At 68.9% G+C, this 16870-nt stretch carries 13 protein-coding genes; 5 read left to right on the top strand and 8 right to left on the bottom strand.

What is annotated here, in order from left to right; translation table 11 throughout:
* Window positions 1-53 precede the first annotated feature (53 nt).
* Window positions 54-443, top strand: coding sequence for a hypothetical protein (locus IMX13_RS02220; RefSeq protein ID WP_193395665.1), 390 nt, complete (start codon window positions 54-56; stop codon window positions 441-443).
* 68 nt (window positions 444-511) lie between these two features.
* Complete coding sequence (locus IMX13_RS02215) at window positions 512-1057, top strand: glutathione peroxidase (protein WP_065174060.1); 546 nt, start codon at window positions 512-514, stop codon at window positions 1055-1057.
* Between the two features lie 57 nt (window positions 1058-1114).
* Here the strand turns inward: IMX13_RS02215 and IMX13_RS02210 are convergent, their stop codons facing one another.
* From IMX13_RS02210 to IMX13_RS02185, 6 genes are read right to left on the bottom strand one after another with little or no spacing between them, the layout of a single operon-like run.
* A complete protein-coding gene (locus IMX13_RS02210; protein ID WP_065174059.1) occupies window positions 1115-2119 on the bottom strand; it encodes a VacJ family lipoprotein in 1005 nt (334 codons plus the stop codon).
* A gap of 1 nt (window position 2120) precedes the next feature.
* On the bottom strand, window positions 2121-2432 hold the full coding sequence (locus IMX13_RS02205; protein ID WP_053517244.1) for an STAS domain-containing protein: 312 nt from the start codon (window positions 2430-2432) through the stop codon (window positions 2121-2123).
* Window positions 2422-3084 (bottom strand): ABC transporter substrate-binding protein, encoded by a 663-nt coding sequence (locus tag IMX13_RS02200; protein WP_193395664.1) that lies wholly within the window; start codon window positions 3082-3084, stop codon window positions 2422-2424. The genes IMX13_RS02205 and IMX13_RS02200 overlap by 11 nt, the downstream gene beginning before the upstream one ends.
* Window positions 3081-3605 carry an outer membrane lipid asymmetry maintenance protein MlaD gene (mlaD, locus tag IMX13_RS02195; RefSeq protein ID WP_053517247.1) on the bottom strand — a complete coding sequence of 175 codons (525 nt, stop codon included), beginning with the start codon at window positions 3603-3605 and terminating at the stop codon, window positions 3081-3083. Before mlaD ends, IMX13_RS02200 begins: the two co-directional genes overlap by 4 nt.
* A gap of 58 nt (window positions 3606-3663) precedes the next feature.
* A complete protein-coding gene (locus IMX13_RS02190) occupies window positions 3664-4413 on the bottom strand; it encodes an MlaE family lipid ABC transporter permease subunit (RefSeq protein WP_053517248.1) in 750 nt (249 codons plus the stop codon).
* Window positions 4413-5201 carry an ATP-binding cassette domain-containing protein gene (locus IMX13_RS02185; protein ID WP_065174056.1) on the bottom strand — a complete coding sequence of 263 codons (789 nt, stop codon included), beginning with the start codon at window positions 5199-5201 and terminating at the stop codon, window positions 4413-4415. Before IMX13_RS02185 ends, IMX13_RS02190 begins: the two co-directional genes overlap by 1 nt.
* Before the next feature lie 190 nt (window positions 5202-5391).
* On the opposite strand from IMX13_RS02185, the gene recC reads away from it, so the two are divergent.
* Genes recC through recD form a run of 3 tightly spaced genes read left to right on the top strand, consistent with a single transcriptional unit; the run spans window position 5392 to window position 14290 of the window.
* Window positions 5392-8742, top strand: a complete 3351-nt coding sequence (recC, locus tag IMX13_RS02180; protein WP_193395663.1) for an exodeoxyribonuclease V subunit gamma — start codon at window positions 5392-5394, stop codon at window positions 8740-8742.
* Between the two features lie 8 nt (window positions 8743-8750).
* On the top strand, window positions 8751-12413 hold the full coding sequence (gene recB / locus IMX13_RS02175; RefSeq protein WP_319637157.1) for an exodeoxyribonuclease V subunit beta: 3663 nt from the start codon (window positions 8751-8753) through the stop codon (window positions 12411-12413).
* Complete coding sequence (recD, locus tag IMX13_RS02170) at window positions 12410-14290, top strand: exodeoxyribonuclease V subunit alpha (RefSeq protein WP_193395661.1); 1881 nt, start codon at window positions 12410-12412, stop codon at window positions 14288-14290. Before recB ends, recD begins: the two co-directional genes overlap by 4 nt.
* A gap of 47 nt (window positions 14291-14337) precedes the next feature.
* Here the strand turns inward: recD and IMX13_RS02165 are convergent, their stop codons facing one another.
* Both IMX13_RS02165 and IMX13_RS02160 read right to left on the bottom strand, forming a co-directional pair.
* Entirely contained in the window at window positions 14338-14736 is a 399-nt protein-coding gene (locus IMX13_RS02165; RefSeq protein ID WP_053517252.1) for a hypothetical protein, read from the bottom strand.
* A 94-nt stretch (window positions 14737-14830) separates the two neighbouring features.
* Window positions 14831-16870, bottom strand: coding sequence for an FUSC family protein (locus IMX13_RS02160; RefSeq protein ID WP_193395660.1), 2040 nt, complete (start codon window positions 16868-16870; stop codon window positions 14831-14833).

Below are 16870 nucleotides of genomic sequence, written 5' to 3'. Positions count from 1 at the left end.
CGACGGGGGCGATGCGTATGCTGGCGGCCTGTCCATCGCCAACAGGTACCGCCATGCGTTTCCACCTTGCCGCCAGTGTGGCCCTGGCCGCAGTGCTTGCTGCATGCAGCAGTACACCGCCTGCCACGCAGGCCGGTGATGCCCAGCCAGGCCCGGAGGCCACGCAGGCCTACCAGGACGCGCGCGATGTGGACTGCCAGGCCGCCGGCGGCACCCTGCAGCCGCTGGGACGGCTGCAGCGCCTGCAGTGCGTGATTCCATACGCCGACGCAGGAAAGACCTGCAGCAGCAAGCGTGACTGCACCGGCCAATGCCTGGCCAGCGACGGCATCGCCGCCGGCACGGCAGCCACCGGCACCTGCCAGCGCGACGTCAGCCAGAACTTCGGCTGCCGTCAGCGCATCGACGACGGCAAGGCACAGGGCACGCTCTGCGTGGATTGAGGCGTTCCGGCGCAGCCACGTGGCGCTATGCTGATGGGCCATTCCCCGCTGTTGCCGGAGCCCCCCGCGTGAGCACCCCGATCCAGGACATTCCCCTCACCACCATCGACGGCCAGCCGTCCAGTCTTGCCGATTACCAGGGCAAGGTGCTGCTGCTGGTCAACGTCGCCTCCAAGTGTGGCCTGACCCCGCAGTACGAGGGCCTGCAGGCGCTGTATGCGCAGAAGCAGGCACAGGGGCTGGAAGTGCTCGGTTTCCCAGCCAACAATTTCCTTGGCCAGGAGCCGGGCAGCGAGGCAGAGATCCAGCAGTTCTGCCAGCTGACCTACGATGTCACCTTCCCGATGTTCGCCAAGATCAGCGTGGCCGGCGATGACACGCACCCGCTCTACCAGCAGCTGATCGCCGCGCAGCCGCAGGCCATCGGCGAAGGCCCGCTGCGCGAGCGACTGTCCAGCAAGGAGATTCCGATCCACCCGGCGCCGGCGGTGTTGTGGAACTTCGAGAAGTTCCTGGTGGGCCGCGACGGCGCGGTCATCGCCCGCTTCGCGCCGGATGTCGCCGCCGATGATGCGCGTCTGCGCGAGGCCGTCGACGCCGCACTGGGCGCCTGATCGCCCGCAATGAAAAACCCCGCCGAGGCGGGGTTTTTCATCGGGTGCCGGCAGGACTCAGTTGCCCCACTGCGGCATCGGCATCGCATCGATCGGGATCGGCGAGTTGGGATCGTCCTGGCCGCGGTTGCGCTTGCCACGCAGATCGTTCTCGATCTGGTAGTTGCGACGCTGCAGCCACGCATCGCGGACCAGCGCGTACTCGTCCACCGCCGAACTGCGCAGATCGTCCACCGCCAGCAGCTGCGCGCGGCTGTCGACCAGCTGCAGGCCCTGCAGGCCGATGCGGACCTTGTCCTCTTCGATGTTGCGGATCGGCGAGAGCGGCATGTCGCCGGCCAGGCCGAACACATCACGCACGGTGCGGGGACCGAAGAACGGCAGCTCGACGTAGCGCGAGCGACGCCAGCCCCATGCACCCAGCGTCTGGCCGAAGTCTTCCTTGCGGTTGGCGACCATCGCCTTGCTGGCCGGATCGAACAGGCCACCGATACCCAGCGTCGAGTTCATCAGGAAGCGACCCAGCGTGTCCCAGGCATCATCCGGACGGCCCTGCAGCAGCTGGTTGACGATCGTCACCGGCGAGCGCAGGTTGCTGAAGAAGTTGCTCACACCGGTGCGGGCAAAGCGTGGCACCACGTGGGTGTAAGCCGTCGCCAGCGGTCGCGCGACGGCATTGTCGACCGCCACGTTGAACCGGTGCACCTTGCGGTTGAACGGTTCCCACGGGTCGTAGGCCACCGCGTTGCCAGCCGCACCGTCGGCGCCGTACAGCGCGTCGAAATCATCGTCGCCGCCGGGCTGCGCAGCGGCAGCCGAGGCACTGGTTCCAGCAGACGCGTCCGTGGCCGGAGGCGTATTGGCCGTGGCCGTTTCGCCGCTGGCCACGGGGGTGGGCTCCGCTGCCGGTGCGGGGGCATCGGTGGCGGTATCGGTGGCGGCGGTCGGGCTGGCCGGAACCAACGTATCGGCAACCGGCGCATCGCTGCGCGCGGGCTTGCCGGCACAGGCGCTGAGCGCGGCGGCCAGGACGATCAGGGGGAGAGCGCGTACGACGTTCATGTCAGCTCGCAGCAGAAGTAGCGTTGAAATCCAGGTCGGGCGACAGCCGGTAGGCTGCGCTCAGTTCGTTGTAGCCGGCGGGCATGCCGGAGATCACCAGGGGGTGGCCGGCCTTGCGCGCGCGCGCGGCCAGCTCGGCCAGCAGGGCCAGGCCGGCGCTGTCCACGCGCTCGACCTCGCCCAGTTCCAGCCGTGCCAGCTGCGCCGGCAACGCCTGCAGCTGCGGCCACAGTGCAATGACAGCGGCACGATCCAGCGCCCCGCGCAGGCGCAGGGTGCCGCCTTCCAGCAGTGCCAGCGCGTTACTTGCCATTGCCGGCCGGTCCGGCCTGGATGCTGCCGCTGTGCAGTTCGTTGGCCACCTGTCGGATGCCCTTCTGGCGCAGGGGACTGTCGAACTGGTTGCGGAAGGTCTGCACGTAGGAGATGCCCTCGATGTTGACGTCGAAGATCTTCCACTGGCCGTTCACGTTGCGCATCCAGTACTCGACGGGCGTCGGTTCGTTGCCCGCACGCACCAGCTCGGTGCTCACGCGCACGCCGCGGTTGCCGGGCAGCGGGCTTTCACCCTTCAGGCGGAAGCTCGGCCTGCCCTGGATGTTCAGCAGGGCCGAACCGTAGCGCTGCATCAGGTTGTCGGCCATCGCATCGGCGAACAGCTTGATGTCCGCATCCGACGCGCCGCGTGCATGCGTGCCCAGCACCAGGCGCGCCGCGTAGTCGCGGTCGAAGGTGCGGTTCAGTTCGCTGTCGATGTAGGAGCGCAGGCTGGACGGATTGCTGCTGAACTCGCTCTTGCGCTGCTGCAGGGTGGACAGGATGCGGCTGCTGGCATCGATCACCACTTTGCCGGCCTGGGCCTGCGGAGCGGTGGCAGCGGGGGCCGCGGCCTGCGCCTGGGCGAGCAACGGGGTCGCCAGCAGCAGCGAGGACGCGAGCAGGGCCGGGATCAGTTTCATCTTCATGGTTGCGGTTCCTTTGCAGGCGCCTGTGCGCCATCGTTGGGCTTCGGGTCTGCGCCGCCGCCGGCGCCGCCACTGAACATGTACTTGCCGACCAGCTGGATCAGGTCCACCGCCGGCTGGGTGAAGACGATCTCCTCACCGGGCTTGAGCACTTCCGGATCACCACCGGGCTGAAGACCGATATAGCTCTCGCCCAGCAAACCACTGGTGAAGATGCCGGCCGAGGTATCCGCCGGCAGGTCCTTGACCTTGCTGTCCATGCGCAGGGTCACGATGGATTCGAACTTGACCGGGTCCAGGTCGATTGCGGCAACCTGGCCGACGGTAACGCCGCCGATCTTGACCGGCGCCTGCTTGCGCAGCTGGCCGACCTGGGAGAAGCGCGCCTTCAGCTCGTAGCCGTCACCGCCCCAGCTCCAGCGCTGGTTGGTGGAAGCCACGGCCAGCACCAGCAGCGACGCCAGGGCCAGCAGCAGGAATGCGCCGACGGAGAATTCGAGTCTGGGACCGCGGATGGCCATGGGGAGTACCTGATCGAGTCGTTGTGGCCGCGCGCACCGCGCACCGCCGATGGAAGGGTTAGGTGAACAGCATTGCCGACAGCACGAAGTTGAACATCAGCACCAGCAGGGAGGCATTGACCACCGCACGGGTGGTGGCCACCGAAGTGCCTTCGATGGTCGGCTCGGCGTGGAAACCGACATAGGCGGCGACCAGGGCTGCAGTGCCGCCGAAGATCGCCGACTTCAGCATCGCCACGCCGAAATCGTCCCAGAAGTCGACACTGTTGCGCAGCGCCGACCAGAACACGCCATTGTCCAGGCCGAGCACGTGCACCGCTTCGAAGTAGCTGGCGCTGATCGCCAGCGAACAGAAGATGCCGGTCAGCAGCGGCACGGTCAGCACGGCTGCCCAGAAGCGCGGCGCCACGGCCTTGGCCACCGGGTCGATCGCCATCAGCTCCAGTGCCTTGATCTGGTCGGTGGCGCGCATCAGGCCCAGTTCGGCGGCGATCGAGCTGCCGGCACGGCCGATGAACAGCAGCGCGGTCAGCACCGGGGCCAGTTCACGGTAGAGCGACAAGCCGAGCAGGGTCGACAGGGCATCGGCCGCGCCGAAGGTGGTCAGCGTGCGGTAGCCCTGCAGGGTCAACACCAGACCGACGAAGGCGCCGCCGACAGCGATGATCGGCAGCGAGCGCGCGCCGATCTTGTAGATCTCGCGGGTCAGTTCGCTCAGGAAATCACGGGTCGGCAGCGAACCGCGCAGCACGGTCAGCGAGAACAGGCCGGCGCGGCCCAGCGAGCGGGTGGCTTGGATGAAGGGCATCAGGCGACCCTCGCGCGCGGCTCGGCGTCGAACGGGATGGGGCCATCGGGCTGGCCGTGCAGGAACTGACGCAGCAACGGGTCCTGGCTGGACTGCAGCGCGTCGGGCGTGCCCTGGAAGACGATGCCGCCGTTGGCGATGGCGATCACCTGGTCGCAGATCGGCAGCGTCTCGTGCACGTGGTGGCTGACGATGATGCTGGTCAGTCCCAGGCTGTGGTTGAGACGCTGGATCAGGCTCATGATCACCCCGGACGCGATCGGGTCCAGCCCGGTCAGCGGCTCGTCATAGATCATCAGCGGCGGATCCAGCGCCAGCGCACGGGCCAGCGCCACGCGGCGCGCCATGCCGCCGGACAGCTCGCGCGGCCAGGCGTCGGCTGCGGCCAGCAATCCCACCGCATGCAGCTTCATCTGCACCAGCCGGCGCAGCACTGCCGCCGGCAGGCGGGTGTGGGTGCGCAGCGGCAGGGCGACGTTCTCGGCCACGGTGAGGTCGGTCAGCAGGCCATTGCCCTGCAGCAGGACGCCGACGCTCTTGCGCATCTCCAGCAGCTCGGCGCTGCGGTGCGGGATCGGCTTGCCGAACAGGGTGATATCGCCGGCCGCCGGGCGCAGTTCGCCGGTCAGCGCGGCCAGCAGGGTCGACTTGCCGCTGCCGGAGGGACCGAGCACGGCGGTGATGCTGCCCTTCGGCACCTGCAGGGAAACGTCGCGCAGGATCGTGCGTCCGCTCCGGTCGATGCGGACGTTGGACAACTGCACCAGACTGGAGGTGGAAGCCGACATGGGCACCATTAACATTTTTTCGACATCGAAGGATCGGGTCAGCCGGCTGAACATAAGCAGACTGGACGGTGCAGTATTGTGGCACGGCAGGGCCCCGGGCAGGTCGGGACAATCGCCGGGCGACCCGGAACAATCCGTGCCGGTGACAGGTTTGACCATTGAATACTGCCAGCCGTGCTGCACACTGTGCATGATGAGTGACCCGGGCAGCGACTTCCGCCTCTACCATTCCAACTCGCTGGATGTGCTGGCCGCGCTGCTGGCACGCAACGTCCGTGCGCCGATGCCAGGGCAGCCGCTGCTCGCACCGGACGTGGTGCTGATCCCGCAGGTAGCGATGCGGCGCTGGCTGCAGGCGACATTGGCCGCCGAATACGGTGTCGCCGCCAACCTCGAATTCCTCACCCCGGGTGAGTTCGTCGCCCGTGCGCTCAACGCCAACGTCGATGGCGAAGCCGACGATCTCGATGCTGCCGGCCTGCACTGGCGGCTGTACCGGGCGCTGCGCGATCCGGCGCTGCTCGGGCAACCACCGATGCGCGCGCTGCAGTCCTATCTGGCCGGCAGCGATGGGCTGAAACCCTGGGCCCTGGCCGGCGAGCTGGCGTCGGTGTTCGAGAAATACCAGGCCTGGCGGCGCGACTGGCTGCTGCGCTGGGAGGCCGGGGCCGACCCGGCCGATCCCCAGGCGATCCTGTGGCGCGCCGTTGCCGGTGGGCATGGCTACCGCGCGCGCCGCATCCAGACCTACCTGGACCGCTTCGAGGGTGCCGGCCAGCCATTGCCGCAGGGGTTGCCGCCGCGCATGTCCGCATTCGCGACGCTCAACATCTCCCCGGACGTGCTGCGGGTCATGGCGACGCAGGCGCGGGTGGGCGAACTGCATTTCTACCTCCCCACCCCGGTGCAGTCGTACTGGGGCGACCTGCAGACCCTGGCCGAGCGGCTGCGCAGCGGCGCTCCCGATCCCTTCGGCGAAGCGGCGGGAGAAAACCGCCTGCTGGAAGCCTGGGGCGCAGCCGGCCGCGACTTCATGGCGGTGCTGGGCAGCTATGAAGTGGTACACCCGGCCGGTGAGATCGCCGCCTACATCGACCCGGAAGACGACGCGCGGCCGACGATGGCCGACGGCGGCCTGTCCGACAGCCTGCTGCACCGCCTGCAGCGCGATCTGTTCCACCGTCGGGCGCTGCCGTCCGGCGAACTGCGTGATGGCCTGGCCGGCGATGATCCCAGCCTGCAGGTGCACGCCTGCCACACCCGCCTGCGCGAACTGCAGGTCCTGCACGACCAGCTGCGTGGCCTGCTTGAGGATGACCGCTTCGACCCGCCGCTGCAGGCCCGCGAGATCGCCGTGCTGGCGCCGGACATCGATCCCTACGTGCCCTACCTGGAGGCCGTGTTCGGTGGCCGCGGTGGCGAGGACGACCACATTCCCTACGCGTTGGCCGACAGCAGTCCGCTGGCGGGCGAACCGCTGGCCGATGTGTTCGTGCACCTGATTGGCCTGCCGGTCTCGCGGTTCGGCCTGAATGAAATGCTGGACCTGCTGGCCAGCGCGCCCCTGGCCGAGGCAGCCGGACTGGACGCGACCGACTTCGACCGCCTGCATGGCTGGCTGCAGCAGGCGGGCGCACGCTGGGGGCTGGATGCGGACCATCGCGCCCAGCACGGCGCGCCACCGGACGATGCCTACACCTGGCAGTTCGCGCTGGATCGCCTGCTGCTGGGCCATGCCACCGGCAGCGATGCCGACCTGGCCGGCGTCGCGCCGTGGACCGGGCTGGAAGGTGGCGCGCTGGATGCGCTGGACCGCCTGCTGCGCCTGCTGCGGGTACTGGCCGCCTACCAGCGCCGTCTTGGCGAGACGTTGACTCCGGCGCAGTGGCGGCAGCGCTTGCTGTCGCTGCTGGATGCGCTGCTGCCGACCCCGCCCGGCTCACCCAACAGCCAGCGCGCGCTGGAGCGGCTGCGCAAACTGCTCAACCAGTTCGCCGAAGACGCAGACAAGGCCGGCTTCAGCGACGGGGTGCCTCCCGAAGTGATACGTGCGCATTTCGGCTCCGCACTGGCCGAAGCCGACACGCGTGCGCCGCTGCTGACCGGCGGCATCAGCTTCGGCCGCATGGTGCCGATGCGATTGCTGCCATTCCGGGTGATCTGCGTACTCGGCCTCAATGATGGCGATTTCCCGCGTCGCGATCCGGCGGCCGGGCTGAACCAGCTCACCGTCGAACTGGACACGCCCCGACGCCGCCCGGGCGACCGTTCCACCCGCGAGGACGACCGCTTCCTGTTCCTGCAGCTGTTCGCCGCCGCACAGGACGTGTTCTACCTCAGTTACCTCGGCGCCGATCCGCGCGATGGCAGCGTGCGGGAACCGTCGGTGCTGGTCAGCGAGCTGATCGACGCCGTGGCGGCCTACCACCTCGATCCAGCCGCCGCCGCCGCGGCATTCACGGTCCGCCACGCGCTGCAGCCGTTCTCCCCCGCCGCGTTCGGCGATGGCGACCCGCGTCGCTTCAGCTACCGCCGGCAATGGCATCCCGCAGCCGGTCGCCTGGCCGGGCAGCGTGGCGGGCTGTCGCCGTGGTTCGACGCGGCGGCGCTGCCGTCGCCGGTCGAAGCTGCGGTGGAAGAGGAGCTGTCTCTGGAAAGCCTGCGCCGTTTTCTGTGCGATCCGGCTGGGCAGTTCCTGTCGCAGTCTCTGGGCCTTCGACTGGCCGATGAGGTCGAGGACGTCGTCGATCTGGAGCCGCTGGTGCTGTCCGCGCGAGGGCCGGACACGCGCAGTGTGCAGGCCGCGGTGGTGCGTGCCACCCTCACCGGCGATGACGACCCGCTCTACCCGAGGCTGCGCGCACGCGCGCTGGTGCCATCCGGCGCGCTGGGCGAGCGGCAGTTCGAGGTGGAACAATCGAAGACCCGCCCCTATGCCGACGCAATGCTGAGTTGGATGCAGGGCGTACAGCCGGAAAGCCGCCGCTATGAGGTCCAGATCGACGGCGTGCGCCTGCACGGCCGGGTTGCCGATCGCCATCCTGGTGGTCTGGTGCGGCTGCGCGCGGGCACGCTCAACGGCAACGCGGTGATCCGCCAGGGGCTGGACTGGCTGCTGGCCAATGCGGCAGGCGACGCGTTGCCGCTGGTCCAGTTCCACGACGGTGGTGACGCCGGTCAGGGTCCGCACGTCCTGCCGGCACTGTCCGTGCCCGCGGCACGGGCCGCCCTGCGCGCGCTGCTGCAGCTGCGCCGGCGTGGCCTGCGTGAACCATTGTGGTTCGCTCCCTACACCGGCTGGGTGCTGTATACGACCAGCGGTGAGAAACAGCGCAGCGAGGGCTGGAAGCAGTGGCATGGCAGCGACCGCAGCTGGGGCGAATCCCGCAGTGACGCCTGGCAGTTGCTGATGCGCGGTGCCGATCCCTTCGCAGACGATGCCCGGTATGCCGAGCTGCTGCACAACAGCCAGGTGGTGTTCGGCGCGCTGCGCGAAGGCCGCGTGCCCGGCGCCGGTTCACATACAGAGGTCACCGGATGAACGCTACCGTGGCAGGCAGCCCCATCGAACATCCCGGTATCGACCCGTATCTCGCACTGCCCCTGGATGGCGTCCGCCTGATCGAAGCCAGTGCCGGCACCGGCAAGACCTTCACCCTGGCCACGCTGTTCACCCGGCTCGTGGTCGAGCAGGGCCTGCGTATCGGCCAGATCCTGGCGGTGACCTTCACCGATGCCGCTACCCAGGAACTGCGCAAGCGCATCCGTGAGCGACTGGCGCTGGCCGCGCGGATGGTCGACCTGCCTCCGGGCGACGGCGAGGCACCCGACATGCGGTTGACCCGGCAGATCCTGAGGCGCCATCTCGATGCCGGCAATGAGAGCGCGGCGGCGCTGAAGCGTCGCCTGCAGGTCGCTGCCGACGAAATCGATCTGGCCGCGATCTTCACCATCCACGGCTTCTGCACCCGCGTGCTGCGCGAGCACGCACTGGAGAGCGGCCACACCTTCGATCCTCCGGAGCTGCTGACCAGCGACCGCGAGCTGATGGAGGAACTGGCGGCTGACCTGTGGCGCGTGCACGCCAACGATCCGGCCACACTGGAGCCGCTGACCTTGTTGTGGTCGAGCCCGGACGCACTGGCAGGCGACCTGCGCGCGCTGCTGGCCGCACCGCCGCTGCATCCATTGCCATTGCCGACGCTGCCGGACGATCCGCGGCCGCGGATGCTGCAGGCCGCGCAGGTCCTCGCGTCCGCCATCGACTCCGGTCTTGATGCGGCCCGTGGGCAGATCGCCACGGCGTTCGAGAAGAAGGTCTTCGATGGACGTCGTGCCAAGCGGCCGAGCTTCGACAAGGCATTCTCCACCCTGGTCGCCGGGCAGGCCGGCGCGGACTGGTCACGCGATGGAAAACTCCATCTGGAGAAGCTGCTGCCCACTTCGATGCAGGCGCTCTGCCGGGACGATCAGCAGGGCGCATGCCCGGATGCACCCCTCTTCGACGCATTGCAGGCCTGGTGGGATGCCGCCGACGTGGTCATGTCGTGGCTTCGCCAGCGCGCGATCCGCTTCCTGCACGCCCTGCGCGCCGAAGCCGCGCAGCGACTGGCCCTGTTGAAACAGACGCGACGGGTGCAGACCTACGATGACCTGATCGACGGCGTGGCGCTTGCCCTGCAGGGGCCGCAACGGCTGACGCTGGTGCAACGGCTGCGCGCGCAGTACCGCATTGCCCTGGTCGATGAATTCCAGGATACCGATGACCGTCAATGGGGCATCTTCCACACCCTGTTCGGCGATTCGCCGGAGGTGCGCGAACTGGGACTGGCGCCAGCGCTGTTCCTGATCGGCGATCCGAAGCAGGCGATCTATGGCTTCCGCGGCGGCGACATCCATACCTACCTCAAGGCCAGGCAGGTTGCGCAGCCTGCGCCGGCACTGGACCAGAATTTCCGCTCGCGGCCTGCGCTGCTGCGCGTGCTGCAGATGCTGTACGACAACGGCGGTGAGGACGCCTTCCTCGAGCGTGACATCCGCTTCGAGCCGGTGCGGCCGGGCGGCGTACGTGTCGATGCGGATTACCAGCGTGATGGCCATGCCGCCGCAGCCCTGACCCTGCGCGTGCTGCGCAGCGGCGGTGACAGGCCGCTGGCTGCCGATGCCTCCCGCGAGGCAGCGACGCGGGCCTGTGTGGCCGCCATTCACCAGGTGCTGGTGGACGCGCGCGCCGGCAGGGCCCTGCTGCGTGGTCGCCCGGTGCAGCCGGCTGACATCGCCGTGCTGGTGCGTTCGCATCGCGAGGCCACGCTTGTACAGCGTGCGCTGGCGGCTGTTGGAATTCCCGCGGTGGCAGCCGGCAGGCAGAGCCTGTTCGCCACCAGCGAAGCCCGCGACCTGCGCGCGCTGCTGCTGGCCCTGCTGCAACCGGCCGACGAAGGCCGCCTGCGTACCGCGCTGGCCACCGTGCTGCTCGGCCAGCCTGCCAGTGCGATCGCAGCGATGGAACGCGAAGGCGACCTGCAGCGGGGATTCCAGGCGCAGCTGCTGCACTGGCGCGAACGATGGCAGCGCGGCGGCCCGTTCGCGGTGATCGCCGACGTCTGCGCCGCACAGGGCGAACGCCTGCTGGCGCTGATCGATGGCGAGCGCCGGCTGACCAATTACCTCCAGCTCGGCGAGCTGCTGCAGGAGGCGTCGGCACAGGCGCTGGGCATGCATGGCCTGCTGGACTGGCTGCAGGGCCGGATGGCCAGCGCCGACCAGGACGATGAGCAGCAGCTGCTGCGCCTGGAATCGGACGCGCGCCGTGTGCAGATCATCACCCTGCACAAGAGCAAGGGCCTGGAATACCCCTTGGTGTTCCTGCCGTTCGTGGGCATCGAGCGCGGCGCGAACAACAGCGCTGCACACTGCACCGTGCATCTGGACGGCGAGCGCCAGCTGCACTGGAAGCTCGACAGGGACGAGGTGTGGGACGCCGTCAGCCGCCAGGCGCGGCACGAACAGCAGGCAGAGGACGCGCGCCTGCTGTACGTCGGCATGACCCGAGCCGAGCACGCGCTGTGGATCGCCATCGGTGACCTCGCCGGTCTTGCCAGGACCGCACTGGCGCCATTGCTGGGCGACCTGCAGGCCCTGCGCGGGTGCGCCGATGTGCAGGTCGACGACAGCGAGCCGGTGGCGCAGCTGCCGCAGCTGGCGGTGGAAATGGACGGCGAACTTCCGGCAGTGCGCACGCAGGCGCGTCGCGTGCCCCACGACTGGTGGGTATACAGCTTCACCCAGCTGGCACATGCCGATGCCGGCAGTGGCAGTGACATCGAGGCGGCCGCCACCGAACTTCCGGCGCCGGCGGCCGACGAACCGGCTGGCGCGGAGCTGCCCCTGGAGCCCGCGCTGCCGGATCCTGCCGCAACCGAAGAGGCCGCGCCGGTCGACCCGCGTTTCATGGGCAGCCGCTTCGGCAACGTGCTGCACGAAGCGATGGAGAACGTCGACTTCGCCGCATGGGGCGCCTGGCAGCCTGGCCAGGAAGCGCCGGAAGGCCAGGCCGCCGTGCTGCGCAAGGCATTGCGCGAAGAGGGCTATGCAGATGCGGACCTGGATGACGGCATCGCGGTGCTGGTGCCACTGGTCGGCCAGACCCTCATCGCGGAGCTGCCGGAGGGCGGCGCGCTGTACAGCGTGCCCGCGCAGGATCGTCGTGCCGAGATCGACTTCCACTTCGCCATCGAGCCGACCGCTGTGCCGGCGCTGCTGGATGTACTGCATGCCCATGGCATCGCCAGCGCGCGCCGGGGCTTCGGCCAGCGCCGCCGGCTGGAAGGACTGATGACCGGCATGATCGACCTCACCTACGTGCGCGATGGCCGCTGGTACGTGCTCGACTACAAATCCAACCGGCTGCCGGGCTACAGCCCCGACCTGCTGGCCATCGCCATGCGCCACAGCGAGTACGACCTGCAGGCCCTGATCTATACCGTCGCGCTGCATCGCTGGCTGCGCTTCCGGCTGGGGGCGGCCTACCGCTACGAACGCGACATGGGCGGCATCCGCTATCTGTTCTGCCGCGGCCTGGATGGCACTGGCAATGGTGTCTACACCGATCGTTTCCCGCTCGAACTGGTGGACGCGCTCGATGCGTTGTTCGCCGGAGGCAGGCAGGCCCAGGCCGAGCTGGCGGCACGCGCGCTTGGAGCCAGCGCATGAGCCTGCTCAGGGATCTGTACCGCAATGGCCAGCTGCGGACGATCGACCACGCCTTGGCGACCGGCCTGCAGCGCCTGCGCACGGACACCCCGGAGGACGTGGCCCTGGCGGCGGCCCTGGCCTCGCTGGCGGTATCGCTGGGGCATGCCGGTTTCGATCCGGCGCAGCCGCACCGGCTGCTGGAAGGCGTATCCGCCTGGCCGGCGCCGCAATCCTGGATCGAGCAGCTGCGCGCCTCGCCCTGGGTCGCGACCCCCGGGCGCGCCGATGCTGTCGCAGATGACGCCCCGCTGGTGATGGAGAATGGCCTGCTGTACCTGCGCCGCTATCGCGAGTACGAGCGGCAGCTGGCGGCAGGCCTGCAGCGCATCGGCGGCCATCCGCTGCCGGCGCCGGATCTGCCCGCGTTGGCGCCTCTGTTCGCACGGCTGTTCCCGCAGGCCCGGGATGCCGAGGATCATCAGGCGCGCGCGGCAGGCGTGACCCTGCGTCATCCCTTGGCGCTGGTGACCGGAGGACCCGGCACCGGCAAGACCACCACCATCGCGCGCCTGCTGCTGTTGCTGGCTGCGCAGGCAGCGCATTCCGGCCAGCCACCGCCGAAGGTGGCCTTGGCCGCACCGACCGGCCGCGCCGCCGAGCGGATGGCTGAAAGCCTGCGTCTGGCCGTGCAGCGGTTGCAGGAGGAGGGCCTGGACCCGGCGCTGTGCGCCGCATTGCCTACCACCGGTACCACCCTGCATCGCCTGCTGGGCGTCATTCCCGACTCGCCCCGCTTCCGCCACCACGCCGATAATCCGCTGCCGCTGGATGTGGTGGTGATCGACGAAGCGTCGATGATCGATCTGCCGATGATGGCCAAGCTGGTCGATGCCATCGCCAGCGGCACCCGCCTGATCCTGCTCGGCGATCCTGACCAGCTGCCCTCGGTCGAAGCCGGCGACGTGCTGGGCGCGATCCTGCGAGCCAGCGGTGATGGCATGGGCACGCGCGTCGATGATGCACTGGCGTTGCAGGGGATGTTGGCGGCACCGGCATTGCAGCCGCCGGCGCCGGTCCATGCATTCACCGGTCGGCGGGTGCAGCTGCAGCGCGGTTACCGGCAGAGCGACGCATTGGATCTGGCACCGTTGGCGCGTGCCGTCCGCGATGGCGACAGCGTCACCACGCTGCGACTGTTGCGCAGTGGCGAACTGTCGGGAGTCCGCTTCCACGAAGGGGAGCCGGATCCGCTGCGTGACCAGCGTGAGCATCTGCTGGGCCGCTGGCGTGCATTGGCCGATATCCGGGACCCGGTCCTGGCACTGCAGCAGGCCGGCCGCCTGCGCGTGCTGACCGCGCTGCGTGAAGGGCCGCAGGGAGCCCGTGGCCTCAACGAGCGGATCGAACAGCTGCTGGCCGGCACCACCCCGGGCTACTTCCAGGGGCGCCTGCTGCTGGTAACCGAGAACAGCTATCGGCATCGCTTGTTCAACGGCGATGTCGGCATCTGCCTGCGCGACAGCACGGGCGCGATGGTGGCGTGGTTCCCCGGCGACACCGCCGATCAGCCGCGCGCCTTCCATCCGGCCGCATTGCCGGCGCACGAGAGCGCGTTCGCAATGACCGTGCACAAGGCACAGGGCTCGGAGTTCGATGAGGTCTGGCTGCAACTGCCACGGCAGGACAGTCGCGTGCTGTCGCGCGAGCTGATCTACACCGGGCTGACCCGTGCTCGCCAGGTCCTGCATGTGGCGGCCAGTGCCGACGTGCTGCAGGCCGCGCTCAAGCGCCATGCCAGTCGAATTGGCGGCTTGGCCTGGCGGCTGGGTGCAGAAGAGGTGGCCGAACAACCAGCGGGCATGGAACAGCCCACGGTGCAGGGCCAGTTGTTCTGAACCGGGGTCGGATCCCCTTCCCAACGGGAACGGGATCCGACCCGGCGTCATTCCGCGATCAGCACCAGGCCATCGGGGAACACGATGGCCGCTTCATCGGCACTGACATCAAAGAAGCCCACCCCGTGCTCCTCCGCAAGGTCCTGTACCCGGCCATGCGCACGCTCGGCCACGGAGTAGGCAAACGCACCGTAGATGACGTGCCGGCCGATGCTGTAGTCGGTGACCTCGGCGCGATCGTCCTCATCGTTGCTCAGCGGACCATTCAAGGGCGGGAACTCCTGTGCCATCGCGGCGAACCAGCCCTGCAACGCCGGACTGCTGACCACCGGATCGTCGTACTCGTGGTTCTCGCCCCAGGCGGTCTGCTTCTCGAACCAGGCGATGAACGCTGCCGCCTCACGCGGGGCGACGCTGGCCTCGAACACCATCATGTCGTAACTCATTGAACCGTCCTGTTGTCGGGGCGAAAGGCCGCCGGGCATCGCCCGGCGCGACGGGGTAGCGCTGGGAGCGCCGGGCGCTGCCCGGCGGCTCGCCTCACATGGACGGCGATTCAGCATCCGCCAGCCCCGGCGCCAACGCTTTCGCCTCCGGGAACAGGGCGAAGCGCAGGCCCACCAGGCCCATCAACGCCTCGTCGCGTGCCTTGCAGGCCGCCACGCTGCCGACCCGCCCCAGCGAGGCATCCAACCGCTCGCGCAGCGTCTGATCGGCGGTGATCGGCCGGCGTGCCGCGACCTGGCGCCGATAGTGCGCGGCAATCTCCTGCAGGATCTGCTCAACGGCCTCGCGGCTGCGGTCGGGCAGTTCCAGCCGAGCACGCCGCAGCTGCAGGATGTTCAGGCCGATGCGGGCTTCATTGAGCATGTCCACCGACGCGATGTCGCTGCCTTCCGGCGTCGCCGCCAGCCGGGGGGCCAGCAGCCCGAGCAGGTCGAGCATGCGCGCGGCGAAGCGCTGCCGGTCCTGCTGTCCGCGGCCTTCGGCCGCTTCCGCCAGGGTGGTCCAGCCTTGCCGGACCAGCCGCCGCGCGGTCCATTCGGCACCTACCGAGCGGAACAGGCGGGTCATCACCACCGCAAAGCCGATGCCGATGAACATCGCCACTGACGAGTTCACGAACGTCTGGATGTTGGCGCTGTAGGTGTTCTGCAGGCTGAGCAGCGCGGCCAGATTGACCGTCAGCGGCAGCGCAAACAACGCACTCTTGGGGTGGTGCAGCAGCAGGCCCAGCGGCAGGAACGCCACCGCCAGCACCAGTGCCAGCAGTCCGAAGTCGTGAACGGCGGGGAATACACCGAACAGGTACACGCCTGCGACCAGCGAAGCCACCATCGCCCACACCAGGAACGAGACCATGCTCGGTGCCGGATCATCCTGTGCCGCGAAGAAGGCCGCCGTTACCGCGGCCATCATCGCGCCGTTGCCACCGCCTTCCCAGCCCAGCGCGATCCACAGCACGCAATAGCCCATCAGCGCCACGCCGGCGCTGAGCGCCGAGAACAGCGCCATGCCGTAGTCGACGTGCCTGTCGGCCGCGACCCGGTCGGTGCGGATGCGATAGTGCGCGCGGTCCAGCGGCGCGTTGCCGTGGTCGATCGCCTGCTGCAGCGTGCGGCAGTCCTGCCACAGGTCCACCAGCTCTTCCAGCCGCAGCAGCAGGCTGGCCAACTGCAGGTGCTGCAGGTCGCGGTCCACCTGCGGCTTCACTGCGCTGATGCGCGCACGCAGGCGGGCGTAATCACTGGCACTGGCCGGTTGCTGCAGCCATTCGTGAATGTCGTCGATCACTGCCGGCAGCCCATCGGGCAGCGACTGGCCATTGCTTCGCAGCGCACTCAGGCGATCGGCAATGGAGGAAAGCACCGGCAACAGCAACAGCATGCGCTCGCGCAGCCGCTCCATGGAGACCGCCGCGCCGGTGTGGCGCGGATCATCGCGGCGCAGGAACTCGATCAATGCCTCGAACTGCACCAGATCGGCGGCCAGGCGGTTGCGCGGTGCATGCGCGCGGCCTCGCTCCAGGATCTGCCGGCACCACTGCGCCGCATCCTCCATCCAGGTGCCGATGCGTGCGCGCAGCATCGGCCGCACCGAAGCCGGGAACAGCAGCGAGGCGAACAGCACCGCCACCACCGTGCCGAGGATGATCTCCTCGCTGCGTGCCACGACCGTGTCGAAGATCGTCTCCGGCGAGGTCACGGCGGGGAAGCCGATGAAGGCGGTCGTATAGCCGGCGAGCAGGAAGGCATAGCCGCGCGGGCCGCGGTTGAGCAGGGCCAGGAACAGGCAGCCGGCCAGCCAGAACGACATCGCCGCGCTCAGCAGCAGTGGGGTTTCCACCAGCGCGGGCAGCACCAGCAGTGTGGCCATGCCGGCCACCAGGGTGCCGACGATGCGGTATACGCCCTTGGCGCGGGTTGGTCCCAGCAGCGGCTGGCTGACGATGTAGACCGTACCCATCGCCCAGTACGGGCGCGACAGGTTGCCGGCCATGGCGATGTACAGGGCGGCGATCGCGGCCAGGTAGGTCTTGATCGAGAACAGCCACGCCTGGCGATCGGTCACGGCGTTCAT

This window comes from Stenotrophomonas sp. B2 (genome assembly GCF_014947095.1).
GTDB lineage: Bacteria > Pseudomonadota > Gammaproteobacteria > Xanthomonadales > Xanthomonadaceae > Stenotrophomonas > Stenotrophomonas maltophilia_P.
This window is presented reverse-complemented; position numbering and strand designations above follow the sequence as displayed.